This window comes from Bradyrhizobium diazoefficiens (assembly GCF_016612535.1).
Taxonomy (GTDB): domain Bacteria; phylum Pseudomonadota; class Alphaproteobacteria; order Rhizobiales; family Xanthobacteraceae; genus Bradyrhizobium; species Bradyrhizobium diazoefficiens_C.
Genome location: NZ_JAENXS010000002.1, coordinates 2766950 through 2785779, shown reverse-complemented (window position 1 = coordinate 2785779; position 18830 = coordinate 2766950). Strand labels below are relative to the sequence as shown.

Sequence of the window (18830 nt, the reverse complement as noted above, 5' to 3'; positions counted from 1 at the left end):
AGTCCTGGGCCGGACAAGCGATGGGCCGGACAAGCGATGGGCGTCGCCAGCGGCGCGGCCCAGGCAAAGAGAGGCTTCGACTGGCGCGTCTTGCGCCGGCCGTTCGCCGCTGTGTCCGGGGTTTTCTTCCGGAACCGCTGCAATTCGTCTTTGCATCTGGCATGCCAGAGAATAGACTTCGGATATCTTCCGTTTAGAGGAGGGAATTGTCTTGCCACTGGGGCGGCGCGGGCGAACCCATCCATAAGGGAGCAAGAGAGCGGTGCGATGAGGTCGCGCTTATCCCAAGGCAACGAGGCGAATCGATGAGTCACGACGTCCATAAGGTTCGCGAATTCGAACATCCGGGCGAGGGGCGCAAGCGCGCCAAGGCCACCCCGAAGGGCCGGCAGGTCGACCCCACCGCCGCGCATGAGATCGAGCAATTGCTCGGCGACAGGCCGCGACGGCGCGATCTCCTGATCGAATATCTACATCTGATCCAGGACAAATATCGCCAGATCTCGGCTGCGCATCTCGCCGCGCTGGCCGACGAGATGAAGCTCGCCTTTGCCGAAGTGTTCGAGACCGCGACCTTCTACGCGCATTTCGACATCGTGAAGGAGGGCGAACCTGATATCGCGCCGCTCACCATCCGCGTCTGCGATTCGCTGACCTGCGCGATGCTCGGTGGTGAGAAGCTGCTCGAGGATCTGCAGAACTCATCGGGGCCCGGCATCCGCGTGGTGCGCGCGCCCTGCGTCGGCCGCTGCGACACCGCGCCGGCCGCGGAAGTCGGACACAACTTCGTCGACCACGCCACCGTCGCCAATGTGATGGCGGCCGCCAACGCCGGGGAGACCCACGCGCATCTGCCTAAATATATCGACTACGACGCCTATGTCGCCGGTGGTGGCTACAAGCTGCTTAACCGCGCGCGCTCCGGCGACTTGCCGCAGGACGATCTTCTGAAGGCGCTCGACGACGCCTCGCTGCGTGGCCTCGGCGGCGCCGGCTTTCCGACGGGACGCAAATGGCGCGCGGTGCTCGGCGAGCCCGGTCCGCGGCTGATGGCAATCAACGGCGACGAGGGTGAGCCCGGCACGTTCAAAGACCGCGTCTATCTCGAAAGCGATCCGCACCGCTTCATCGAGGGCATGCTGATCGGCGCGCACGTGGTGCAGGCGTCCGACGTCTACATCTATCTGCGCGACGAATATCCGGCCTCGCGAGAGATTCTCGAACGCGAGATCGCGAAACTCCCGGCAGGCGGTCCGACGCTGCACATGCGGCGTGGTGCCGGCGCCTATATCTGCGGAGAAGAGTCCTCGCTGCTCGAAAGCATCGAGGGCAAGCGCGGCCTGCCCCGGCACAAACCGCCTTATCCGTTCCAGGTCGGCCTGTTCGGCCTGCCGACGCTCATCAACAATATCGAGACGCTGTGGTGGGTGCGCGACATCGTCGAGAAGGGCGCCGACTGGTGGAAGGGCAACGGCCGGCATGAACGTCACGGCCTGCGCAGCTTCTCGGTCTCGGGCCGCGTCAAGAATCCCGGCATGAAGCTCGCGCCCGCCGGCATCACCGTGCGGGAGCTGATCGACGAATATTGCGGCGGCATGGCCGACGGCCACTCCTTCTACGCTTATCTGCCGGGCGGCGCGTCCGGCGGCATCCTGCCGGCGTCGATGGACGACATCCCGCTCGATTTCGGCACACTGGAGAAATACGGCTGTTTCATCGGCTCGGCGGCGATCGTGATTCTGTCGCGAGATGACAGCGTGCGCGCAGCGGCACTCAACCTGATGAAGTTCTTCGAGGACGAGAGCTGCGGCCAGTGCACGCCGTGCCGCGTCGGAACCCAGAAGGCGACGCTTCTGATGCAGAAGCCGGTCTGGAACCGCGCACTCCTAGAGGAATTGAGCCAGGCGATGCGTGATGCCTCGATCTGCGGGCTCGGACAGGCGGCATCGAATCCGCTGTCCTCCGTGATCAAATATTTCCCTGATGAGTTCAAGGAAGCGGCTGAATGACCAAAATTACTTTCGAGCTTGATGGCAAGCAGGTCGAGGCCAAAGCCGGCGAGACGATCTGGCAAGTCGCCAAACGTCAGGGCCGGGAGATCCCGCATCTGTGCTACTCACCGGCGCCCGACTATCGCCCCGACGGCAATTGCCGCGCCTGCATGGTCGAGATCGAGGGGGAGCGCGTGCTTGCCGCCTCGTGCAAACGCACCCCGTCGGTCGGCATGAAGGTCAAGACCGAGTCCGCGCGCGCGGTGTCGGCGCAGAAGATGGTGATGGAGCTGCTGGTCGCCGACCAGCCGGTGCGCGAGACGTCGCACGATCCGGAGTCGAAATTCTGGCACTGGGCCGAGACCACGGGTGTCACCGAAAGCCGCTTCCCCGCCGCTGAGCGCTGGGAGACCGACGCCAGCCATCCGGCGATGCGTGTCAATCTCGATGCCTGCATCCAGTGCGGCCTGTGCGTGCGCGCCTGCCGCGAGGTCCAGGTCAACGACGTCATCGGCATGGCCTATCGCAATCATGGTTCGAAGATCGTGTTCGACTTCGACGATCCCATGGGCGAGTCCACCTGCGTGGCCTGCGGCGAATGCGTCCAGGCCTGTCCAACCGGCGCGCTGATGCCGGCCGTGATGCTCGACGACAAGCAGACCCGCGTCACCTATGCAGACAAGAAGGTGGATTCGCTCTGCCCGTTCTGCGGGGTCGGCTGCCAGGTCACCTACGAGGTCAAGGACGAAAAGGTGATCTATGCGGAAGGCCGCGACGGCCCGGCCAATCACAATCGCCTGTGTGTCAAGGGCCGCTTCGGCTTCGATTACATCCACCATCCGCATCGCCTGACCAAGCCGCTGGTGCGGCTGCCGAATGCGAAGAAAGATTCCAACGACCGAGTCGATCCCGCCAACCCCTTCACCCATTTCCGTGAAGCGAGCTGGGACGAAGCGCTCGATATCGCCGCCAAGGGTCTCGTCAAGATCCGCGACGAGAAAGGCGTGAAGGCGCTGGCCGGCTTCGGCTCGGCTAAAGGCTCGAACGAAGAGGCCTATCTGTTCCAGAAGCTGGTGCGCACCGGCTTCGGCTCCAACAATGTCGACCACTGCACCCGTCTGTGCCACGCCTCGTCGGTCGCGGCGCTGTTCGAAGGCCTGAGCTCGGGCGCGGTGTCGGCCCCGTTCTCGGCCGCGATGGATGCCGAGGTCATCATCGTCATCGGCGCCAACCCGACCGTGAACCATCCGGTCGCCGCGACCTTCATCAAGAACGCGGTCAAGCAGAATGGCGCAAAGCTGTTCGTGATTGATCCGCGCCGGCAGACGCTGTCGCGTCACGCGACCAAGCATTTGCAGTTCAAGCCCGGTTCCGACGTCGCCATGCTGAACGCGATGATCAACACGATCATCACGGAAGGCCTGACCGACGATCAGTACATTGCCGGCTACACCGAGGGGTTCGAAGACCTCAAGGAGAAGATCAAGGAATTCACGCCGGAGAAGATGGAGCCGATCTGCGGCGTCCCGGCGCAGACGCTCCGCGAAGTCGCGCGAACCTACGCGCGCGCCAAATCCTCGATCATCTTCTGGGGCATGGGCATTAGTCAGCATGTCCACGGCACCGACAATGCGCGCTGCCTGATTGCGCTGGCGCTGATCACCGGCCAGGTCGGCCGTCCCGGCACCGGCCTGCATCCGCTGCGCGGCCAGAACAACGTGCAGGGCGCCTCCGACGCCGGCCTGATCCCGATGTTCCTGCCGGACTACCAGCCGGTCGGCCGCGACGACATGCGCGGGGCCTTCGAAAAACTCTGGCAGCAGGAGCTCGATCCCGTCCGCGGTCTCACCGTCGTCGAGATCATGAACGCGGTCCATGCCGGCGAGATCAAGGGCATGTATATCGAGGGCGAGAATCCCGCGATGTCCGACCCCGATTTGCAGCACGCGCGCCAGGCGCTCGCCATGCTCGATCATCTCGTGGTGCAGGATCTCTTCGTCACCGAGACCGCGTTTCATGCCGACGTCATCCTCCCGGCCTCGGCCTTCGCCGAGAAGGAAGGTTCTTTCACCAACACCGACCGCCGCGTGCAGCTCGCGCGCCAGGTGATCAAGCCGCCGGGCGACGCGCGGCAGGATCTCTGGATCATCCAGGAGATCGGCAAGCGGATGGGCCTGCCGTGGAATTATGCCGGCCCCGGCGAGGTCTACACCGAGATGGCGCAGCTGATGCCGTCGCTGCAGAACATCAGCTGGGAGCGGCTGGTGCGAGAAGGTGCGGTGACCTATCCAGCCGACGATCCGAACAAGCCCGGCAACGAGATCATCTTCACCACGGGCTTCCCGACTGCGAGCGGCCGCGGCAAGATCGTGCCCGCCCATGTCATTCCTCCGGACGAAGTGCCCGACGATGAATATCCGATGGTGCTGTCGACCGGCCGTGTACTGGAGCACTGGCACACCGGCTCGATGACCCGCCGCGCGCAGGTGCTCGACCAGATCGAGCCGGAGGCGGTCGCCTTCATGTCACCCAAGGACATGCACAGGAAGAAGCTCGCGCCCGGCGATTTCATTCGGCTCGAAACCCGCCGCGGTGCGGTCGAGGTCAAGGTTCGCTCCGACCGTGATGTGCCGGAGAACATGGTGTTCATGCCGTTCTGCTACGCGGAAGCGGCGGCGAACCTGTTGACCAATCCGGCGCTCGACCCGTTCGGCAAGATCCCGGAGTTCAAGTTCTGCGCGGCGCGCGCGGAACGGGCGGAGATGCGCGACGCCGCGGAATAGCAATCCGCGAAAAACAACCCCATGCACAGTAGAACGGGGTTGAATGGGTTGAAGAATTTCGGCGTTGCCGAAAAACGGCTTGCGGCGTCGGGCAAAACACCTGTATTAATGCATGATCACCAACCGCGCCGGCTTCGCCGCTCGCAACGACGGCGGTAGACGTACTCCATGTCCAAAGTCACGCCCGCCACCCGCGCGCTCACGGCCGCCGGCGTTGCCTTCGCCGTTCACGCTTACGACTACGATCCCGACGCCGAGAGCATAGGCCTCCAGGCGGCTGCCGCGCTCGGTGAGGATCCGGCGCGCGTCTTGAAGACGCTGATGGCGCAGGTCGACGGCAAGCCGGTCTGCGTGGTCGTTCCGTCCGATCAGGAAGTCTCGATGAAGAAGCTCGCCGCGGCCGTGAGCGGCAAGTCGGCGAACATGATGAAGCCGCCTGAAGCCGAGCGCGTCACCGGCTACAAAGTCGGCGGCATCAGCCCATTCGGGCAGCGCAAGCAGGTCACCACCGTGATCGAGCAGAGCGCGCTCGCGCATGACCAGGTTTATCTCAACGGCGGACAGCGCGGCCTGCAGGTGCGCCTCAAACCGACTGACGTGCGGGAAGTTCTGAATGCGGTCGCGGCGGACGTGGTCGCGTGAGGATCTCGTTCTACTGCTTCTGCAACAGCTTGAGCCGGCAGCGCAACGCCTCGCGGATATGCGCGCGCGCGAGCTGTTCGGCCTTGTCGCCGTCGCGCGCGGCGATCGCCTCGATGATGGCCTGATGCTCGCCATGGCTCGTGGTCGGCCGAGCCGTCACGGTGAAGGTGGTGGGACCGAGCAGGGCGATCCAGTCCTGCAATTCGCGCGAAGCGTTGTCGAGATAGCGGTTGCGCGCGGCGCGGCAGATCGCCTCGTGGAAGGCGCGGTTGAGCCTTGCCATTTCGACGACATCGGTCCCTGATGCCTCGACTAACGCTTGCTCGACATCCCTGAGCGCATCGATCTCCGGTGCAGATGCGTGCTCGGCGGCGAGGCGCGCGGCGGCGCCTTCCATGATCTCGCGCATGGCATAGAGCTCGAGCACTTCTGAAATGTCGAGGTTGCGTACGATCAGCCCGCGGCCGCCGGCGGGCTCAACGAAGCCGCGTGCGGCAAGGCGGCCAAGGGCCTCGCGCACCGGCGTACGGCTAACCTTCAGCCGCTGCGCGACCTCCTCCTCGCGGAGGCGATCGCCGGCCCGGTAGCTGCCGGCCTGGAGTGCCTCGCAGAGCGAGCGGAACACGGCTTCGCCCAGGGCCACGCCGCCGCCGCGCGCGATCGATCCGCCTGCCTTTGCCGGGCGTCTGGCCATGGTTCCTCGGACCGCAAAGCGCATCCTGCCCATGCAGAGATGCGGCTTGCGCGATTATTGTATATCTTTGTATACAAACGTGCGCAATGGCTGCCAGGCTTGACCGGGACCGCCGGCGCGCAGGATGTCTCTAACTTCGTCGCATCGGACAAACGGCATGGGCGGCAAATACGATGTGCTGGTGATCGGCGGCGGTAATGCGGCGCTGTGCGCAGCGATCAGCGCCCGGCGCGGCGGCGCTTCCGTGCTCGTGCTCGAAGGCGCGCCAAAATTCTATCGCGGCGGCAACACCCGCCACACCCGCAACATGCGATGCGCTCATGATGCCGCTACCGAAATCCTAACCGGTCCCTATACCGAGGAGGAATTCTGGGAGGATCTGCTGCGTGTCACCGGCGGGCAGACCGACGAGGTGCTCGCCCGTCACATGATCCGGGAGTCCAAGGACATCCTGAACTGGATCGTGGAGCAGGGCGTGCGCTGGCAACCCTCGCTCGGCGGCACGCTGAGCCTTGGTCGCACCAACTCCTTTTTCCTCGGCGGCGGCCGGGCGATGCTGAATGCGCTCTATCTCACCGCCGAGCAACTCGGCGTCGACGTCGAATACGATGCCGAGGTCACCGACCTCGTGATCGAGGACGGCATGTTCCTCGCCGCGCGCCTCAAGCGGCCGATCAACGGCGAGACCGAGATCCGCGCGACGTCGCTGGTCGCCGCTGCCGGCGGCTTCGAGGCCAACATCGAATGGTTGAAGCAGTATTGGGGCGAGGCCGCCGACAATTTTCTGATCCGCGGCACGCCCTATAATCGCGGCTCGATCCTGAAGATGCTGCTGGACAAGGGCGTGCAGGAGGTCGGCGACCCCACCCAGTGCCACGCTGTTGCGATCGATGCCCGCGCGCCGAAATTCGACGGCGGCATCATCACGCGTCATGACTCCGTCGTGTTCGGCATCGTCGTCAACAAGCATTCGCAGCGCTTCTATGACGAAGGCGAGGACATCTGGCCCAAGCGCTATGCGATCTGGGGCCGGCTGGTCGCGGCGCAGCCCGACCAGATCGCCTATATCATCTTCGATTCGACCGTTGTGACCTCGTTCATGCCGACGCTGTTTCCGCCGATCGCCGGGCAAACGGTGGCGGAGCTCGCCAGCAAGCTCGAGCTGGATCCGGCCGCGCTGGAAAAGACCATTACCGAATTCAACGCCGCGGTGCGGCCCGGCACCTTCGATCACACCATTCTGGACGATTGCCGCACGGAAGGCGTCACGCCGGAGAAGACCCATTGGGCACGGCAGATCGAGACGCCGCCTTATCTCGCCTATCCGGTGCGGCCCGGCATCACCTTCACCTATCTCGGCACGCGCGTGACCAAGGAGTCGCGTATGCTGATGGCTGACGGCAAGCCGTCGGCCAACATGTTCGCGGCCGGCGAGATCATGGCGGGCAACGTGCTCGGCAAGGGCTATGCGGCCGGCATGGGCATGACCATCGGCAGCGTGTTCGGGCGGATCGCAGGACGGGAAGCAGCGAAACATGCACGGAACTAGGATTCTCGACGAAGCCGACCGTCTGATGACGGTCTGCAATTCCTGCCGCTATTGCGAAGGATTGTGTGCGGTGTTCCCGGCGATGGAGATGCGGCGCGCCTTCTCCGACGGCGATCTCAACTATCTTGCCAACCTCTGCCATTCCTGCGGCGCTTGCTACGTCGACTGCCAGTTCTCGCCGCCGCACGAGTTCAACGTCAACGTTCCGCAGACGCTCGCCGTCGCACGCGCCGAGTCCTATGCGACCTATGCATGGCCGCAGGCGCTGTCGGGAGCCTTCACGCGCAACGGGCTCGTCATCAGCATCATCGCCGCACTCAGTATGGCTGCCTTCATCTTCGGCTTTGCGGCCCTCAACGACCGCAGCGTGCTGTTCGGCGTCCACACCGGCCCCGGCGCTTTCTACAAGCTGATGCCGCACAACGCGATGGCCGCGCTGTTCAGTGCCGCCTTTCTTTATGCGATCCTGGCGCTGGTCATGAGCGTCCGCGCCTTCTGGCGCGACATCGGCACGCCGATCGGCGGCCGTGCCGATAGCGGTTCGATCTTCCAGGCGATCCGCGACGCCGGCGAGCTGCGCTATCTCCATGGCGGCGGCGTCGGCTGCTACAACGAGGACGACAAGCCGACCGACCGGCGCAAGCTCTACCATCATCTGACGTTCTATGGCTTCCTGCTGTGCTTTGCAGCGACCTCGGTGGCCACGCTCTATCACTATCTCCTCGGCCGCGAGGCGCCGTATCCTTTGTGGGACCTGCCCGTGGTGCTGGGCACACTCGGCGGTATTGGCCTTATCGTCGGGTCGATCGGTTTGTTCGTCGCCAAATCGCGCCGGGCGAATGAGCTGCTCGACGAGAACCGCTACGGCATGGACGTCGGCTTCATCGCCATGCTGTTCCTGACCGGCCTCACGGGAATGCTGCTTCTGGTTCTGCGCGAGACCGCGGCCATGGGCCCGCTGCTCGCGCTGCATCTCGGCGCGGTGTTCGCGCTGTTCATCACCATACCCTACGGCAAGTTCGTGCACGGGATCTATCGCTTCGTGGCCCTGGTGCGCTATGCGCAGGAGCGGCGAACGGCGGCGTGAGCCGTCACGCCGAACTGAAGCGGCCGTCGTGCAGAAACGCGATCGTCTGCCCGATCGCGACGTTATGGCGAGGCAGTCGGGTATGGGACGCCTTGACGATGGTGTGGTCGGCTATGCCGGCGAGTTTGGTACTCGCGACGGAGACCCTTCCGTCATTGGGTCGCGGTAGCACAAGGGCCGAGGCGATCGGCGCGATGGTGCGGCATCCCGCGATGACGCCGATCGCATAATCGGGTAGCGGCAGGTCGGCAAGCACCGGGTCCTGGGTGGTAGAAAGCTGCAAGCCTGCCGGGCCGAAAACGGCGCGGTAGATCGAAAGATCCTTCAGGAGATCGGCGACCTCGCTGCCGCCATTGGGCGTGCCGAGCATCACGACGCGGCCGAGCCGCGCCGGACGTCGTCTCGAAAGATAAACTCGCGTGAGCAGCCCGCCCATGGAGTGGGCGACGAAGTGGATCGCGCCGCCGCATTGTTCAGCGAATGCCGCGATCGGCGGGTGGATCTCCTCCGCGAGTGCCTCAAGCGGCTTCTTGCGGCTGGAATAGTCGAGATTGAGCGTCGCGAAGCCGCGACGCTGTAACGCTCGATCCAGCTTCTTCAGTGTCCAGGAGCCGACGCCGATGCCATGCAGCAGCACCACGCCGTCGCACAGCGCGTGCGCTGGTGCGACGGCGGTGGGTTGCGTGTCACGCAACTTCCCGCTCCGATGCTGCCGTCGCCTGCTCGCGCGCCATCGTCGTTGCCGTGACGTAGTCGGTCTTGCCGGTGCCGAGCAGCGGCACCTTGTCGACCACCATGATCGCTGCGGGAACGGTCAACTCCGACGCGCCGATCGCCTTGGCCTGGGCCTGCATCGCGCTGCGCTCGGCGTTCTTCTCCGTCGTCAGCAGCACGATGCGCTCGCCCTTGCGCTGGTCGGGGATCGACACGGCGACCGAGCCGGCCTGCGGCCACAGTGTCGTCGCGATGCTCTCGACCGCCGACAGCGAGACCATTTCGCCTGCGATCTTGGCAAAGCGCTTGGCGCGGCCCTCGATGGTGATGAAGCCGGCCGGGTCGATCGCCACAATGTCGCCGGTGTCGTGCCAGCCCTCGGGAAGCACTTCGAGCACGCCGGGATTTTCGGCCCGCAGATATCCGAGCATGACGTTCGGCCCACGCACCGAGAGGCGGCCACCTTCCTCGATGCCGGGGACCGGATCGAGCTTGCTTTCCATCAGCGGCGACAAGCGGCCCACGGTGCCCGGACGATTGGCCATCGGCGTGTTCATCGCCAGCACCGGGGCCGTCTCGGTGACGCCATAGCGTTCGAGGATGCGGATGCCGTAGCGTTCCATGAACACCTGCCGTGTCCGATCCTTGACCGCCTCGGCGCCGGCGATGACGAGCCGTAGCGTTCGGAAGTCGTAGGCATGGGCCGAACGCGCGTAACCGGAGAGAAACGTATCGGTGCCGAACAGGATCGTGGCGCCGGTCTGATAGATCAGCTCCGGCACGAGCCGGTAGTGCAGCGGCGAGGGGTACATGTAGATCGGAATGCCCGCGAGCATCGGCATCATCATTCCGCCCGTCAGCCCGAAGGAGTGGAACACCGGCAGCACGTTGAACACCTTGTCATTGGCGTTGGCGTCGACCCGCGCCAGCGCCTGCGCCGCGTTGGCAAGGATGTTGCGATGAGACAGCACCACACCCTTCGGAGTACCTTCCGAACCCGACGTGAACAGCACGACGGCCGCATCGTTTGCCTGGCGGGCGACACGGGGTGCGGTGCCCGCCAACAGGCCCTTGATCTTGTCGGTGGTGCCGATCGAGGCCCGGACATCCTCGAGATAGACTACTCGGGCCTCTGCGGAGATCGCAACCATCAGCTTGTCGAGCTTGCCCTTCTCGATGAATGCCCTCGACGTCAGCACGGTCTTGACCTGCGCGGCCTTCATGGCGGCAAGCACGTTGACCGGGCCGGCGGAGAAGTTGAGCATCGCCGGAACCCGGCCGATGCTTTGCAGCGCCATGAAGACGACCGCGACGCCCGCGGAATTCGGCAGCAGCACGCCGACATTCTCGCCGGCCGATGTGCCGGTCTCGAGCTTGCGGCTCAGGAGCTGCGCGCCGAGGATCATCTTGCGATAGGTCAGCTTGGTGCCGAGCGCGTCCTCGACGATCACCTTGCCGGTGTCGCGGTCGCGATAGGCGTGTCCGAGCGCTTCGAACAGCGTGGGATCGAGCATGGCGTTCTTGACCATCGCATCGATCATGACATCCTGGAGCGCAGCGCCCGCGGCGTTGCGGCGCGCCTTGCCTTTCAGCTGCTCATCGATCGGGAGCTTGACCGGCGGCAGGATCGTGACCGTGATCCGCGGAAACCACGAGCGCTTGATCTGGCTGCTGTTGAGGTAGTTGAGATGCGAGCGCTGCGCGCCTTCGATGCGGATGGGCACGACCACGGCATCGGCCTTGTCCGCGATCATCGCGGTGCCGTCATAGACCTTCATCAGTGAGCCGGAGACGGTGATGCGTCCTTCCGGGAAGATCACCACCGGTTCTCCGGTAGCGACGAGCTTGATCAGGTCACGCGCGGCCAGCGGCTTGGTCGGGTCCATGGTGTAGTGCTTGACCACGCGCAGGAACGGCTTGGCCCACCAGGCCTTGGAGATGCCGGTATCGACCGCGAAGCTCGCGTCGATCGGCAGCACGGCGTGCAGCAGCGGGCCGTCGATCAGGCTGACATGATTGGGCGCGATCAGCATGCGCGTGCCGGGAGGCGGCAGGTTTTCGAGCCCGCGAACCTCGGTGCGGAACAGGGCGCGGAACAGCAGTCCGCCGAAATCGCGCACGCCTTCCTTGCCCCATTTCGTCAGCACGAACCAGACGGCGCCGAAGCTCGCGATGCCGAGCCCGAAGAAGATCCAGCCAACATGCAATCCGCCGGCCTGCAACAGTGCGACGAACAGCGAGCCGACCACCATGAAGGCGGCCTGCAGCACGTTGCCGGCGGCGATGATGCGGGCGCGTTCGGTCGGTGCCGACCATGCTTGCACGGCAGCAAAGGAGGGAACGACGAACAAGCCGCCGCCGAATGCGAAGGCGACGAAGTCGATGAGCATGCGCAGGGCGGCGAATGATGTCGCGAAGTCGGCCGCGGCGATGTCCTGCCCCTGGGCGGTCACGGCGATGGCCCATGCGAGATCGAGACCGGCAAACCCCATGATGATGGCGCCGATCGGCACCAGCGCGAGGTTGGGCCGAACGTGGCTGAGGCTGGCCGCAAACAGCGAGCCAATGGCAATGCCGATTGCGAAGGTCGCAAGGCACAGCGTCACCACACCCTCGCTGCCACCGACGACGTCCTTGACCAGTGCGGGCAGCAGCGACAGCACGATCGCGCCGACCAGCCAGAACCACGAGACGATCACCGTGCCGTCCCACAGCCGGTGGTCGGCGTACAGCGTCTTCAGAAGGCCAAGCGTCGATGTCCAGGGATTGGCGTCGATGGGCAGATCCGGCGCGGACGGCGTGGTGGCAGGAATGCGTGAGGCGAAGTCCCAGGACAACAGCGCCAGCACGACCACGGACGATGCGACCCAGCCCATATGGGCGGAGCCGGCCACGAACTGGCCGCCGGCGACGGTGCCGAGCAGGATGGCCATGAAGGTCGCGCCTTCGACCAGCGCGTTGCCGGTCGCGAGCTCACCGAGCTGGAGCTGGTCCGGCAGCATGGCGTATTTCACGGGGCCGAACAGGGCGGCGATGGCGCCGAACAATGCGAGCGCTGCGAACAGCAGCGGCACCGAGTGCAGGAAGAAGCCGGCGGCAGCAAAGCCCCCGGCGAAGATCTCGGCGAACTTCAATCGCCTTGCGCTCTATAATGAATTCGGCGACTTCGGTGGGGTGATCCTGACAGTCAATCGGGAGACGGTTCAGGCGCTGACGGCACGGCTTGCCGGCGTTCCGGCCGAGGACTCCGTTCGCCAGCTCTATGGATTAGCTGAGACCTATCTCGACTTCTTCGCCGAGCACGCCAATCTGCTGCGCTCGCTGTTCGAGCATCGGATGGAGGATGACCGTCCTTATCCGGACGACATCCTTCAGATGGTGATGGACGCCTTCGCGCTGATGCATCCACCCCTGGTGCGGGTGCTGCCGGATGCGGATGACGTGAAGATCGCGCTGCTGTCGCGCACGCTGTTTTCCGCAGTGCATGGGATCATCTCGCTCGGCCTCGAGGAGCGCATGATCGCCGTGCCGCCGCAGATGCTGCGCCAGCAGGTGACGCAGTTCCTGGATGCGCATCTCGTCGGTCTCGGGATCCTGCCGGCACGATAGGGACGACGATCGCTGTCACGCTCTGGCGGCTCCGCGGGACCTCGCGGTGACGAGAACGACATCCGGCTTCCCGTTGTCGACCTGAACCCGGTTGCGCCCCTTCTCCTTGGCGCGATAGCAGGCCGCATCGGCCCGACGCATCGCCTCTTCGAGCGTGGTGCTGCCGTCGGCGATGCAGGCAACGCCGATGCTGGCGGTCACCGCAAAGCAGCGATCGTCCCAGGCGAAGTTGAATAGTTCGAGCCTCCGGCGCAGCCGTTCGGCGATGTCGACGGCGTCGTATGGCGGACATTGCGGCAGGATCAGGCAGAACTCATCACCGCCAAGCCGGGCCACCAGATCATGCGGCCGCCGGTCCTGCTGTAACAATTGTGCGATCTGGCACAGCAGCAAATCACCAGCGAGATGGCCGCAGCTGTCGTTGACGCTCTTAAACTGGTCGAGGTCGAGCACGATCAGGCTAAGCGCCCCATCACTGCGACCATCCAGCTCGCTCTGCAGGCGCGCCTCGAAGGCCCGCCGGTTGGCGATACCGGTCAGCCAGTCATGCGAGGCCTGAAAGGCGAGGCGCTCCTTCTCGTCGTGCAGTGCATCCTCGAACGCCTGCCGCTGGAGCACCAGTCGCCGCGTGTGCCAGATCAGGAGCAGGATCAGGCTCGCAGCGGTGGCGATGTTCAAGGACGTCAGCGTGAACTTGATGGCGCGGGAACCTTCGCCGAGCACGGTCGAGAACCGCTCGGCATGCGCCGTGAACTGCCTGTTCAACTCGGATAGCCGCGACGACAGCAATTGCACGCGGTCGCTGTCCCGAATGGGGCCGTTTTTCAGCTCACCCTTGATGACTTCACCGAAGACGCTGAGCTCCAGCAGCATCGGATCGGTAGCAGCCCACTCCCGGATCGCTTCGCGCAGGAAGCTGACCTGATTGAAATAGCGGAACAGCCAGATCAGGCCGGGAACATCATCGGGATGATTACCGCCTTGCAGGAAGCCGATGCGGGCGGCTTCGACGTCGACCGGATCGCGCTCGAGCGCCCATCTTGCATATTCGTCGCCGATGGGGACGGCGAGCGAGGTCTGGTATTGCGCGAACTCGCTCGCTTGGCCCGAATGCATATAGAGATTGAGGAAATAGACGGCGTTCTTCTGGGAGCGCGACCACATCGCTTCGCCCGCGACATAGGCGCGAACCGACGACATCACCTCAAGGCTGAATCCCGCGATCGCCGCCTGAAACACGACGACCATGACGAATGGCGAGACGAGCTTGATCACGTGAAGGAAGCTGCGTTCCTTCCCCGGCGCTGCTGTTCTGCGAAACACTCTGCGTTCCCCAAATCACCCAACGATCCCGACGGAGCGTTTCGCTAATAACGCGAACTGGACGGGAACGCTGCTTAACTCGACCGGAAGAAGTCGCGAGACCGTCTCGCAGGGTGAAAGCGCCGTGAAACGGATGCGCGCAGATCGCTGCAAATGCCACCGAGCCGGAACCAGCGCACCGATGTGGCGAATCCGGCCTTAGCAATTTACTCGATCGAGAGAACTTGGCCCGGCGCTAGACCAGCACCGGCTTGCGCACGCGGCCGGCATCGCCGAACACGCGCAGATAACGCTCGATCTCCGAGGGCAGACCGGTCGCTTTTTCCGGATTGTCGGAGAGCTTGACGGCCGGATGTCCGTCGACCGACGACACCTTGCAGACGATCGAGATCGGATCGAGGTTGATCGAAGCGTCCGGCGGGCAGCCGACGAAATCATTGGTGAGGTTGGTGCCCCAGCCGAACGAGAGCCGCACGCGACCCGCGAAATGGTGATAGGTCTCCTCGATCGAGCCGACATCCATCGCGTCGGAAAATACCAGCAGCTTGTCCCTGGGATTGCGACCCTTCTTCTCCCACCAGGCGACGATCTCCTCGCCGGCCTGGATCGGCGGGGCGCTGTCGGGGCGGAAGCCGGTCCAGTCCGCGACCCATTCCGGCGCATCGCGCAGGAAGGCCTTGGTGCCGAAGGCGTCGGGCAACGCGATCAGCAAATTGCCGCCATAGGTCTGGCGCCACTGGTCGAGGACGCGATAGGGCGCCCAACGCAATTCCTCGTCGTCCCTGGCAAGCGCGGCGGCGACCATCGGCAACTCGTGTGCATTGGTGCCGATCGCCTCGAGATCGTTGTCCATCGCGAGCAGCACGTTGGAGGTGCCGATGAACGACGGGCCCAGGCCCTCCTTCACCGCCTCCACGCACCAGCGCTGCCAGAGGAAGCCGTGGCGGCGGCGGGTGCCGAAGTCGGACAACCGCAAATTCTCGAGCTTGCGCAGCCGCTCCACCTTGGTCCACAGCTTGGCCTTGGCGCGGGCGTAGAGCACGTCGAGCTCGAAGCGGCCGCGCCCCTTCATCGCCGCGCGGGAGCGCAATTCGTTGAGGATGGCGAGCGCCGGAATCTCCCACATTGTGGTGTGGGTCCAGGGACCGTGGAAATGTAGTTCGTACTGGCCCTCGACCTTGCGCAGCTCGTATTCGGGAAGCCGGAATTCGGCGAGCCAGCGGATGAAGTCCGCCGAGAACATGTGGGTCTTGCCGTAGAAGGTGTTACCGGCAAGCCAGATCAGCTCCTTCTTGGAGAAGCGGATGGTGCGGGCATGGTCGAGCTGGGCGCGCAGCTCGCCCTCGTCGATGATCTCGGCAAGCCTGACATGGCGCGAGCGGTTGATGACCGAAAAGGTCACCCGCTGATCCGGGTAGGAATCCCGAATCATCTGTAACATCAATAGTTTATAGAAGTCGGTATCAAGCAGGCTGCGGATGGTGGGATCCAGCCGCCAGCTGTGATTGTAGGTTCGGCTCGCAATATCGGTCACTGTCATGGCCGAATTCTAGCGTGGCCGCCCGCGCGCAACCAGTGGGTTTGGCGAGGGGCAGGCCACCGCGGCGGCAGCCAACAAGCGCTATCGTTACCGGCGCTGAAACAACTGCTTGGTCCAGCGCAGCGGCGCGGTCACCCGCCAGGAGGTGGAGCTTTGGACCGCCGCCAATTGCGCCCGCGCCTGATCCCGCTCCGACAGGACCTCGTACCGTTCGGCGAGGGCGGAATCCCGCTCTCCGGTGACCCAGTCGCGGATGACTGCATCCTCGCGCCAAAGGCCGAATTGACGGGCGATCGCCTGACGCAAATCGGCGTTGAGCCGTTCCCGCATCGGCGCCGTCAGGGCGTCCGCCTCGACCATCTTGAGCCGCGTCGATGGATTGCTGATCCCGGCGTAGTGATGAACGATCGGATCTTGCGCGGTGGCGAGGCCGGGAATCGAATTCCAGGCGGTGTCGAGGCGCGCGAGATGGGATCGGTTCGGCTCGTCCGGGCGATCCGGGCCAAGCCCCAGGCAGCCATCGTAGCCGAGAGCGTGAAGGATGGTCGCCTGGTCGAACCAGGCGTGCTGCAATTGGCCGATTTCCCAGACCTGTTCGAAAAACCCGCGCGACCAGTCGGTCACGCGGATCAACATCACGCCTGAATTGAAGTGCGGCGCGAAATCGGCGGTCATGATCTCGGACGTCTCGGGACCGTGCCAGACCATCTGCAGGTCGGCAGCATCCGCTACCGCGGTCCTGACATCGATGTCGTTGCGAAGCACGACGGCGTCGACGTCGATCCAGAGCACGAAGTCGAAATTGTCTTCGAGAGCGGCGCGGATCACCTCGATCTTCAGCCATCCGCGCGGACGTCTCCAATTGTCGCCGTGAACGAAGCGCTGCTGGTAGCCGTGCGCTGAAGCGAAGGCTTTCATGCGGGGAATCGTGAAATCCGCAAGCGGCTTCTGAGCGCAATCACAGGCTGTCAGAAGGCACACGCTGGACTTCATAAGGCTTCTCCGAACGCCCTCGGCTGGCGTTGCCTTCGCATGTCCTTGTGGTGCAGCCAATGAACCGCCGTTCGCAATCGGCGCGCCAAATTCAGCTGCCGGCCATCGCAGCCACGGATTCCAGTTGCGTGCGGATCCAGCGATGCGCCGGGTCCTTCTGATACCGCTGGTGCCAGACCATGAATATCGGCAGCTCGGCCAGCGTCCGCGTGCGTGAAGCGAGCGGAATCCGCGCTTGCGCGAAGCCGCGCATCACGCTCGATGCGAGCAGGCTCGGCATGCTCGCCAGCATCTGCGTCCCGCGCAGGAACGATGGCACGCCGGAGAAGCTCGGTACCGAAATGGCGATGTCGCGGTGGAGGCCGTTGGCGGCGAGCCGACGGTCGAAGTCGAGCCGTTCGTTGTCGGTATAGACCACGGTGATGTGGCGTGCGGCGAGATAGGCGCTGCGGCCGACCGGCGCGGTGCGTGCCTTGGGATCGTAGTAGCAGACGTAGTGATCCCGCAGCAGCAGCTTCTGCACGATGTCGATGCCGGACGGCGGCAGCGGGGTGATCAGGAGGTCGCACCGGTTCTCGCGCAACATTGCGGGCGAGGGCGATTGCGACGGGATGACGCGCAGGTTCAGGCTGTTCACCTGCGCGGCGACATGTCCGAAGAAGCGCGGCAGCAGCAGGTCGCGCTGAAAGTCATTGGCCGCGATCGTCAGCGAAAGCTGTGCGATCGCCGGTTCGAACGTCACGCCGCCGGCGAAGCTGCGCATATCGTCGATCAGCGCACGCGCTTTCGCAGCCAGCGCCTGGGCATGGGCGGTTGCGACAATGCCGCGGCCGGATTTTGCGAACAGCGGATCGCCGGCGATCCGCCGCAGCTTGTTGAGCCCGTGGCTGACGGCGGATTGCGTCAGGCCGAGACGCGTTGCAGCGGCTGTCACCGAACCTTCCTCCAGTACGGCGAGGAACAATTCGAGGGCGTGGCCGTCGAGGGCCAAATGATCGATTTTATTCATGCAATGTATTATAATCGATCTATTTATCTGTGGAATAGAGGGGCCCATGATCTCCCGATAAGCAAGGCCCGGACCCCCGGTTGCCCAAGGGAGAGACAACGCCGATGAATGCCCAGGCGCCAGCCTTGAGGGATCCCCGCCTCAACCGCCCCGAGCCGTTCACGCCGCGCGACGGCGGCTTCTTCCAGCGCGACCGCTCAATCCATCCTCCGGCATATGCGCCCGGCTACAAATCCTCGGTGCTGCGCTCGCCGCGCCAGGCAATGTTGTCGCTGGACAGCTCGGTCTCGGAGATCACGGGGCCGGTATTCGGCCACAACGATCTCGGTCCGCTCGACAACGATTTGATCCGCAACTACGCCAAGGACGGCGATCCCGTCGGCGAGCGCATCGTCGTCCACGGCCAGGTGCTGGACGAGACCGGCCGCGGCGTACCGAACACGCTGGTCGAGTTCTGGCAGGCCAATGCCGGCGGCCGCTACCGGCACAAGAAGGACACGTATCTGGCGCCGATCGATCCCAATTTCGGCGGCTGCGGCCGGGCGCTGACCGACGATACCGGCTACTATTATTTCCGCACGGTGAAGCCCGGGCCCTATCCCTGGCGCAACTTCGTCAACAGCTGGCGTCCCGCCCACATCCACTTCTCGGTGTTCGGCTCGGGCTTCGCGCAGCGGCTGATCACGCAAATGTATTTCGAGGGCGATCCGCTGATCCCGGTCTGCCCGATCCTGACGACGATCCCGGACGAGGACGCGCTCGACCGCCTGGTCGCGCCGCTCGACCTCAACGCCTCGACACCGTTCGACTCGCTCGCCTACCGCTTCGACATCGTGCTGCGCGGCCAGCGCTCCACCCATTTCGAAAATCGTCCCGAAGGGAACTGAGCCCAGGAA

General features: G+C 64.4%; 13 protein-coding genes and 1 pseudogene. 7 read left to right on the top strand and 7 right to left on the bottom strand.

Features of this window, described 5'->3' with window-relative positions; translation table 11 throughout:
* Positions 1-305 precede the first annotated feature (305 nt).
* The 3 genes from JJE66_RS29870 to ybaK all read left to right on the top strand — a co-directional run bounded on the left by JJE66_RS29870 (position 306) and on the right by ybaK (position 5416).
* Positions 306-2009, top strand: a complete 1704-nt coding sequence (locus tag JJE66_RS29870; RefSeq protein ID WP_200518067.1) for an NADH-ubiquinone oxidoreductase-F iron-sulfur binding region domain-containing protein — start codon at positions 306-308, stop codon at positions 2007-2009.
* Complete coding sequence (gene fdhF, locus JJE66_RS29865) at positions 2006-4774, top strand: formate dehydrogenase subunit alpha (protein ID WP_200518066.1); 2769 nt, start codon at positions 2006-2008, stop codon at positions 4772-4774. The genes JJE66_RS29870 and fdhF overlap by 4 nt, the downstream gene beginning before the upstream one ends.
* Positions 4775-4942: 168 nt before the next feature.
* Positions 4943-5416: a Cys-tRNA(Pro) deacylase gene (ybaK, locus tag JJE66_RS29860; RefSeq protein ID WP_200518065.1), complete on the top strand. Its 474-nt coding sequence runs from the start codon at positions 4943-4945 to the stop codon at positions 5414-5416.
* 10 nt (positions 5417-5426) lie between these two features.
* Here the strand turns inward: ybaK and JJE66_RS29855 are convergent, their stop codons facing one another.
* On the bottom strand, positions 5427-6110 hold the full coding sequence (locus JJE66_RS29855; RefSeq protein ID WP_200518063.1) for a GntR family transcriptional regulator: 684 nt from the start codon (positions 6108-6110) through the stop codon (positions 5427-5429).
* Between the two features lie 157 nt (positions 6111-6267).
* On the opposite strand from JJE66_RS29855, the gene tcuA reads away from it, so the two are divergent.
* Both tcuA and tcuB read left to right on the top strand, forming a co-directional pair.
* A complete protein-coding gene (gene tcuA, locus JJE66_RS29850; protein ID WP_200518062.1) occupies positions 6268-7659 on the top strand; it encodes an FAD-dependent tricarballylate dehydrogenase TcuA in 1392 nt (463 codons plus the stop codon).
* Positions 7646-8746, top strand: coding sequence for a tricarballylate utilization 4Fe-4S protein TcuB (gene tcuB, locus JJE66_RS29845; RefSeq protein ID WP_200518061.1), 1101 nt, complete (start codon positions 7646-7648; stop codon positions 8744-8746). Before tcuA ends, tcuB begins: the two co-directional genes overlap by 14 nt.
* Before the next feature lie 4 nt (positions 8747-8750).
* On the opposite strand, the gene JJE66_RS29840 is transcribed toward tcuB, so the two are convergent.
* Both JJE66_RS29840 and JJE66_RS29835 read right to left on the bottom strand, forming a co-directional pair.
* Complete coding sequence (locus tag JJE66_RS29840; protein WP_200518058.1) at positions 8751-9440, bottom strand: alpha/beta fold hydrolase; 690 nt, start codon at positions 9438-9440, stop codon at positions 8751-8753.
* A pseudogene (locus JJE66_RS29835) lies at positions 9433-12603 on the bottom strand (acyl-[ACP]--phospholipid O-acyltransferase); the annotation flags it as partial. The pseudogene JJE66_RS29835 and the gene JJE66_RS29840, both read right to left, overlap by 8 nt.
* On the opposite strand from JJE66_RS29835, the gene JJE66_RS29830 reads away from it, so the two are divergent.
* Positions 12578-13069, top strand: coding sequence for a WHG domain-containing protein (locus tag JJE66_RS29830; protein WP_200518924.1), 492 nt, complete (start codon positions 12578-12580; stop codon positions 13067-13069). The pseudogene JJE66_RS29835 and the gene JJE66_RS29830 sit on opposite strands and share 26 nt — an antisense overlap.
* Positions 13070-13084: 15 nt before the next feature.
* On the opposite strand, the gene JJE66_RS29825 is transcribed toward JJE66_RS29830, so the two are convergent.
* The 4 genes from JJE66_RS29825 to JJE66_RS29810 all read right to left on the bottom strand — a co-directional run bounded on the left by JJE66_RS29825 (position 13085) and on the right by JJE66_RS29810 (position 17934).
* Positions 13085-14392, bottom strand: coding sequence for a GGDEF domain-containing protein (locus tag JJE66_RS29825; RefSeq protein ID WP_200518056.1), 1308 nt, complete (start codon positions 14390-14392; stop codon positions 13085-13087).
* Positions 14393-14627: 235 nt separating this feature from the next.
* Positions 14628-15932: a nicotinate phosphoribosyltransferase gene (gene pncB / locus JJE66_RS29820; protein ID WP_200518054.1), complete on the bottom strand. Its 1305-nt coding sequence runs from the start codon at positions 15930-15932 to the stop codon at positions 14628-14630.
* 87 nt (positions 15933-16019) lie between these two features.
* Complete coding sequence (locus JJE66_RS29815; protein ID WP_200518052.1) at positions 16020-16850, bottom strand: putative nucleotide-diphospho-sugar transferase; 831 nt, start codon at positions 16848-16850, stop codon at positions 16020-16022.
* Positions 16851-17016: 166 nt separating this feature from the next.
* On the bottom strand, positions 17017-17934 hold the full coding sequence (locus tag JJE66_RS29810) for a LysR family transcriptional regulator (protein WP_200518051.1): 918 nt from the start codon (positions 17932-17934) through the stop codon (positions 17017-17019).
* A 104-nt stretch (positions 17935-18038) separates the two neighbouring features.
* On the opposite strand from JJE66_RS29810, the gene pcaH reads away from it, so the two are divergent.
* Entirely contained in the window at positions 18039-18821 is a 783-nt protein-coding gene (pcaH, locus tag JJE66_RS29805) for a protocatechuate 3,4-dioxygenase subunit beta (protein WP_200518049.1), read from the top strand.
* The last annotated feature ends 9 nt before the right edge of the window (positions 18822-18830 follow it).

Excerpts from the sequence above, each read along its gene's own strand:
- JJE66_RS29870 (WP_200518067.1), top strand. The coding sequence starts at position 306 with ATGAGTCACGACGTCCATAAGGTTCGCGAATTCGAACATCCGGGCGAG.
- fdhF (WP_200518066.1), top strand. The coding sequence starts at position 2,006 with ATGACCAAAATTACTTTCGAGCTTGATGGCAAGCAGGTCGAGGCCAAA.
- ybaK (WP_200518065.1), top strand. The coding sequence starts at position 4,943 with ATGTCCAAAGTCACGCCCGCCACCCGCGCGCTCACGGCCGCCGGCGTT.
- JJE66_RS29855 (WP_200518063.1), bottom strand. The coding sequence starts at position 6,110 with ATGGCCAGACGCCCGGCAAAGGCAGGCGGATCGATCGCGCGCGGCGGC.
- tcuA (WP_200518062.1), top strand. The coding sequence starts at position 6,268 with ATGGGCGGCAAATACGATGTGCTGGTGATCGGCGGCGGTAATGCGGCG.
- tcuB (WP_200518061.1), top strand. The coding sequence starts at position 7,646 with ATGCACGGAACTAGGATTCTCGACGAAGCCGACCGTCTGATGACGGTC.
- pncB (WP_200518054.1), bottom strand. The coding sequence starts at position 15,932 with ATGACAGTGACCGATATTGCGAGCCGAACCTACAATCACAGCTGGCGG.
- JJE66_RS29815 (WP_200518052.1), bottom strand. The coding sequence starts at position 16,850 with ATGAAAGCCTTCGCTTCAGCGCACGGCTACCAGCAGCGCTTCGTTCAC.
- JJE66_RS29810 (WP_200518051.1), bottom strand. The coding sequence starts at position 17,934 with ATGAATAAAATCGATCATTTGGCCCTCGACGGCCACGCCCTCGAATTG.
- pcaH (WP_200518049.1), top strand. The coding sequence starts at position 18,039 with ATGAATGCCCAGGCGCCAGCCTTGAGGGATCCCCGCCTCAACCGCCCC.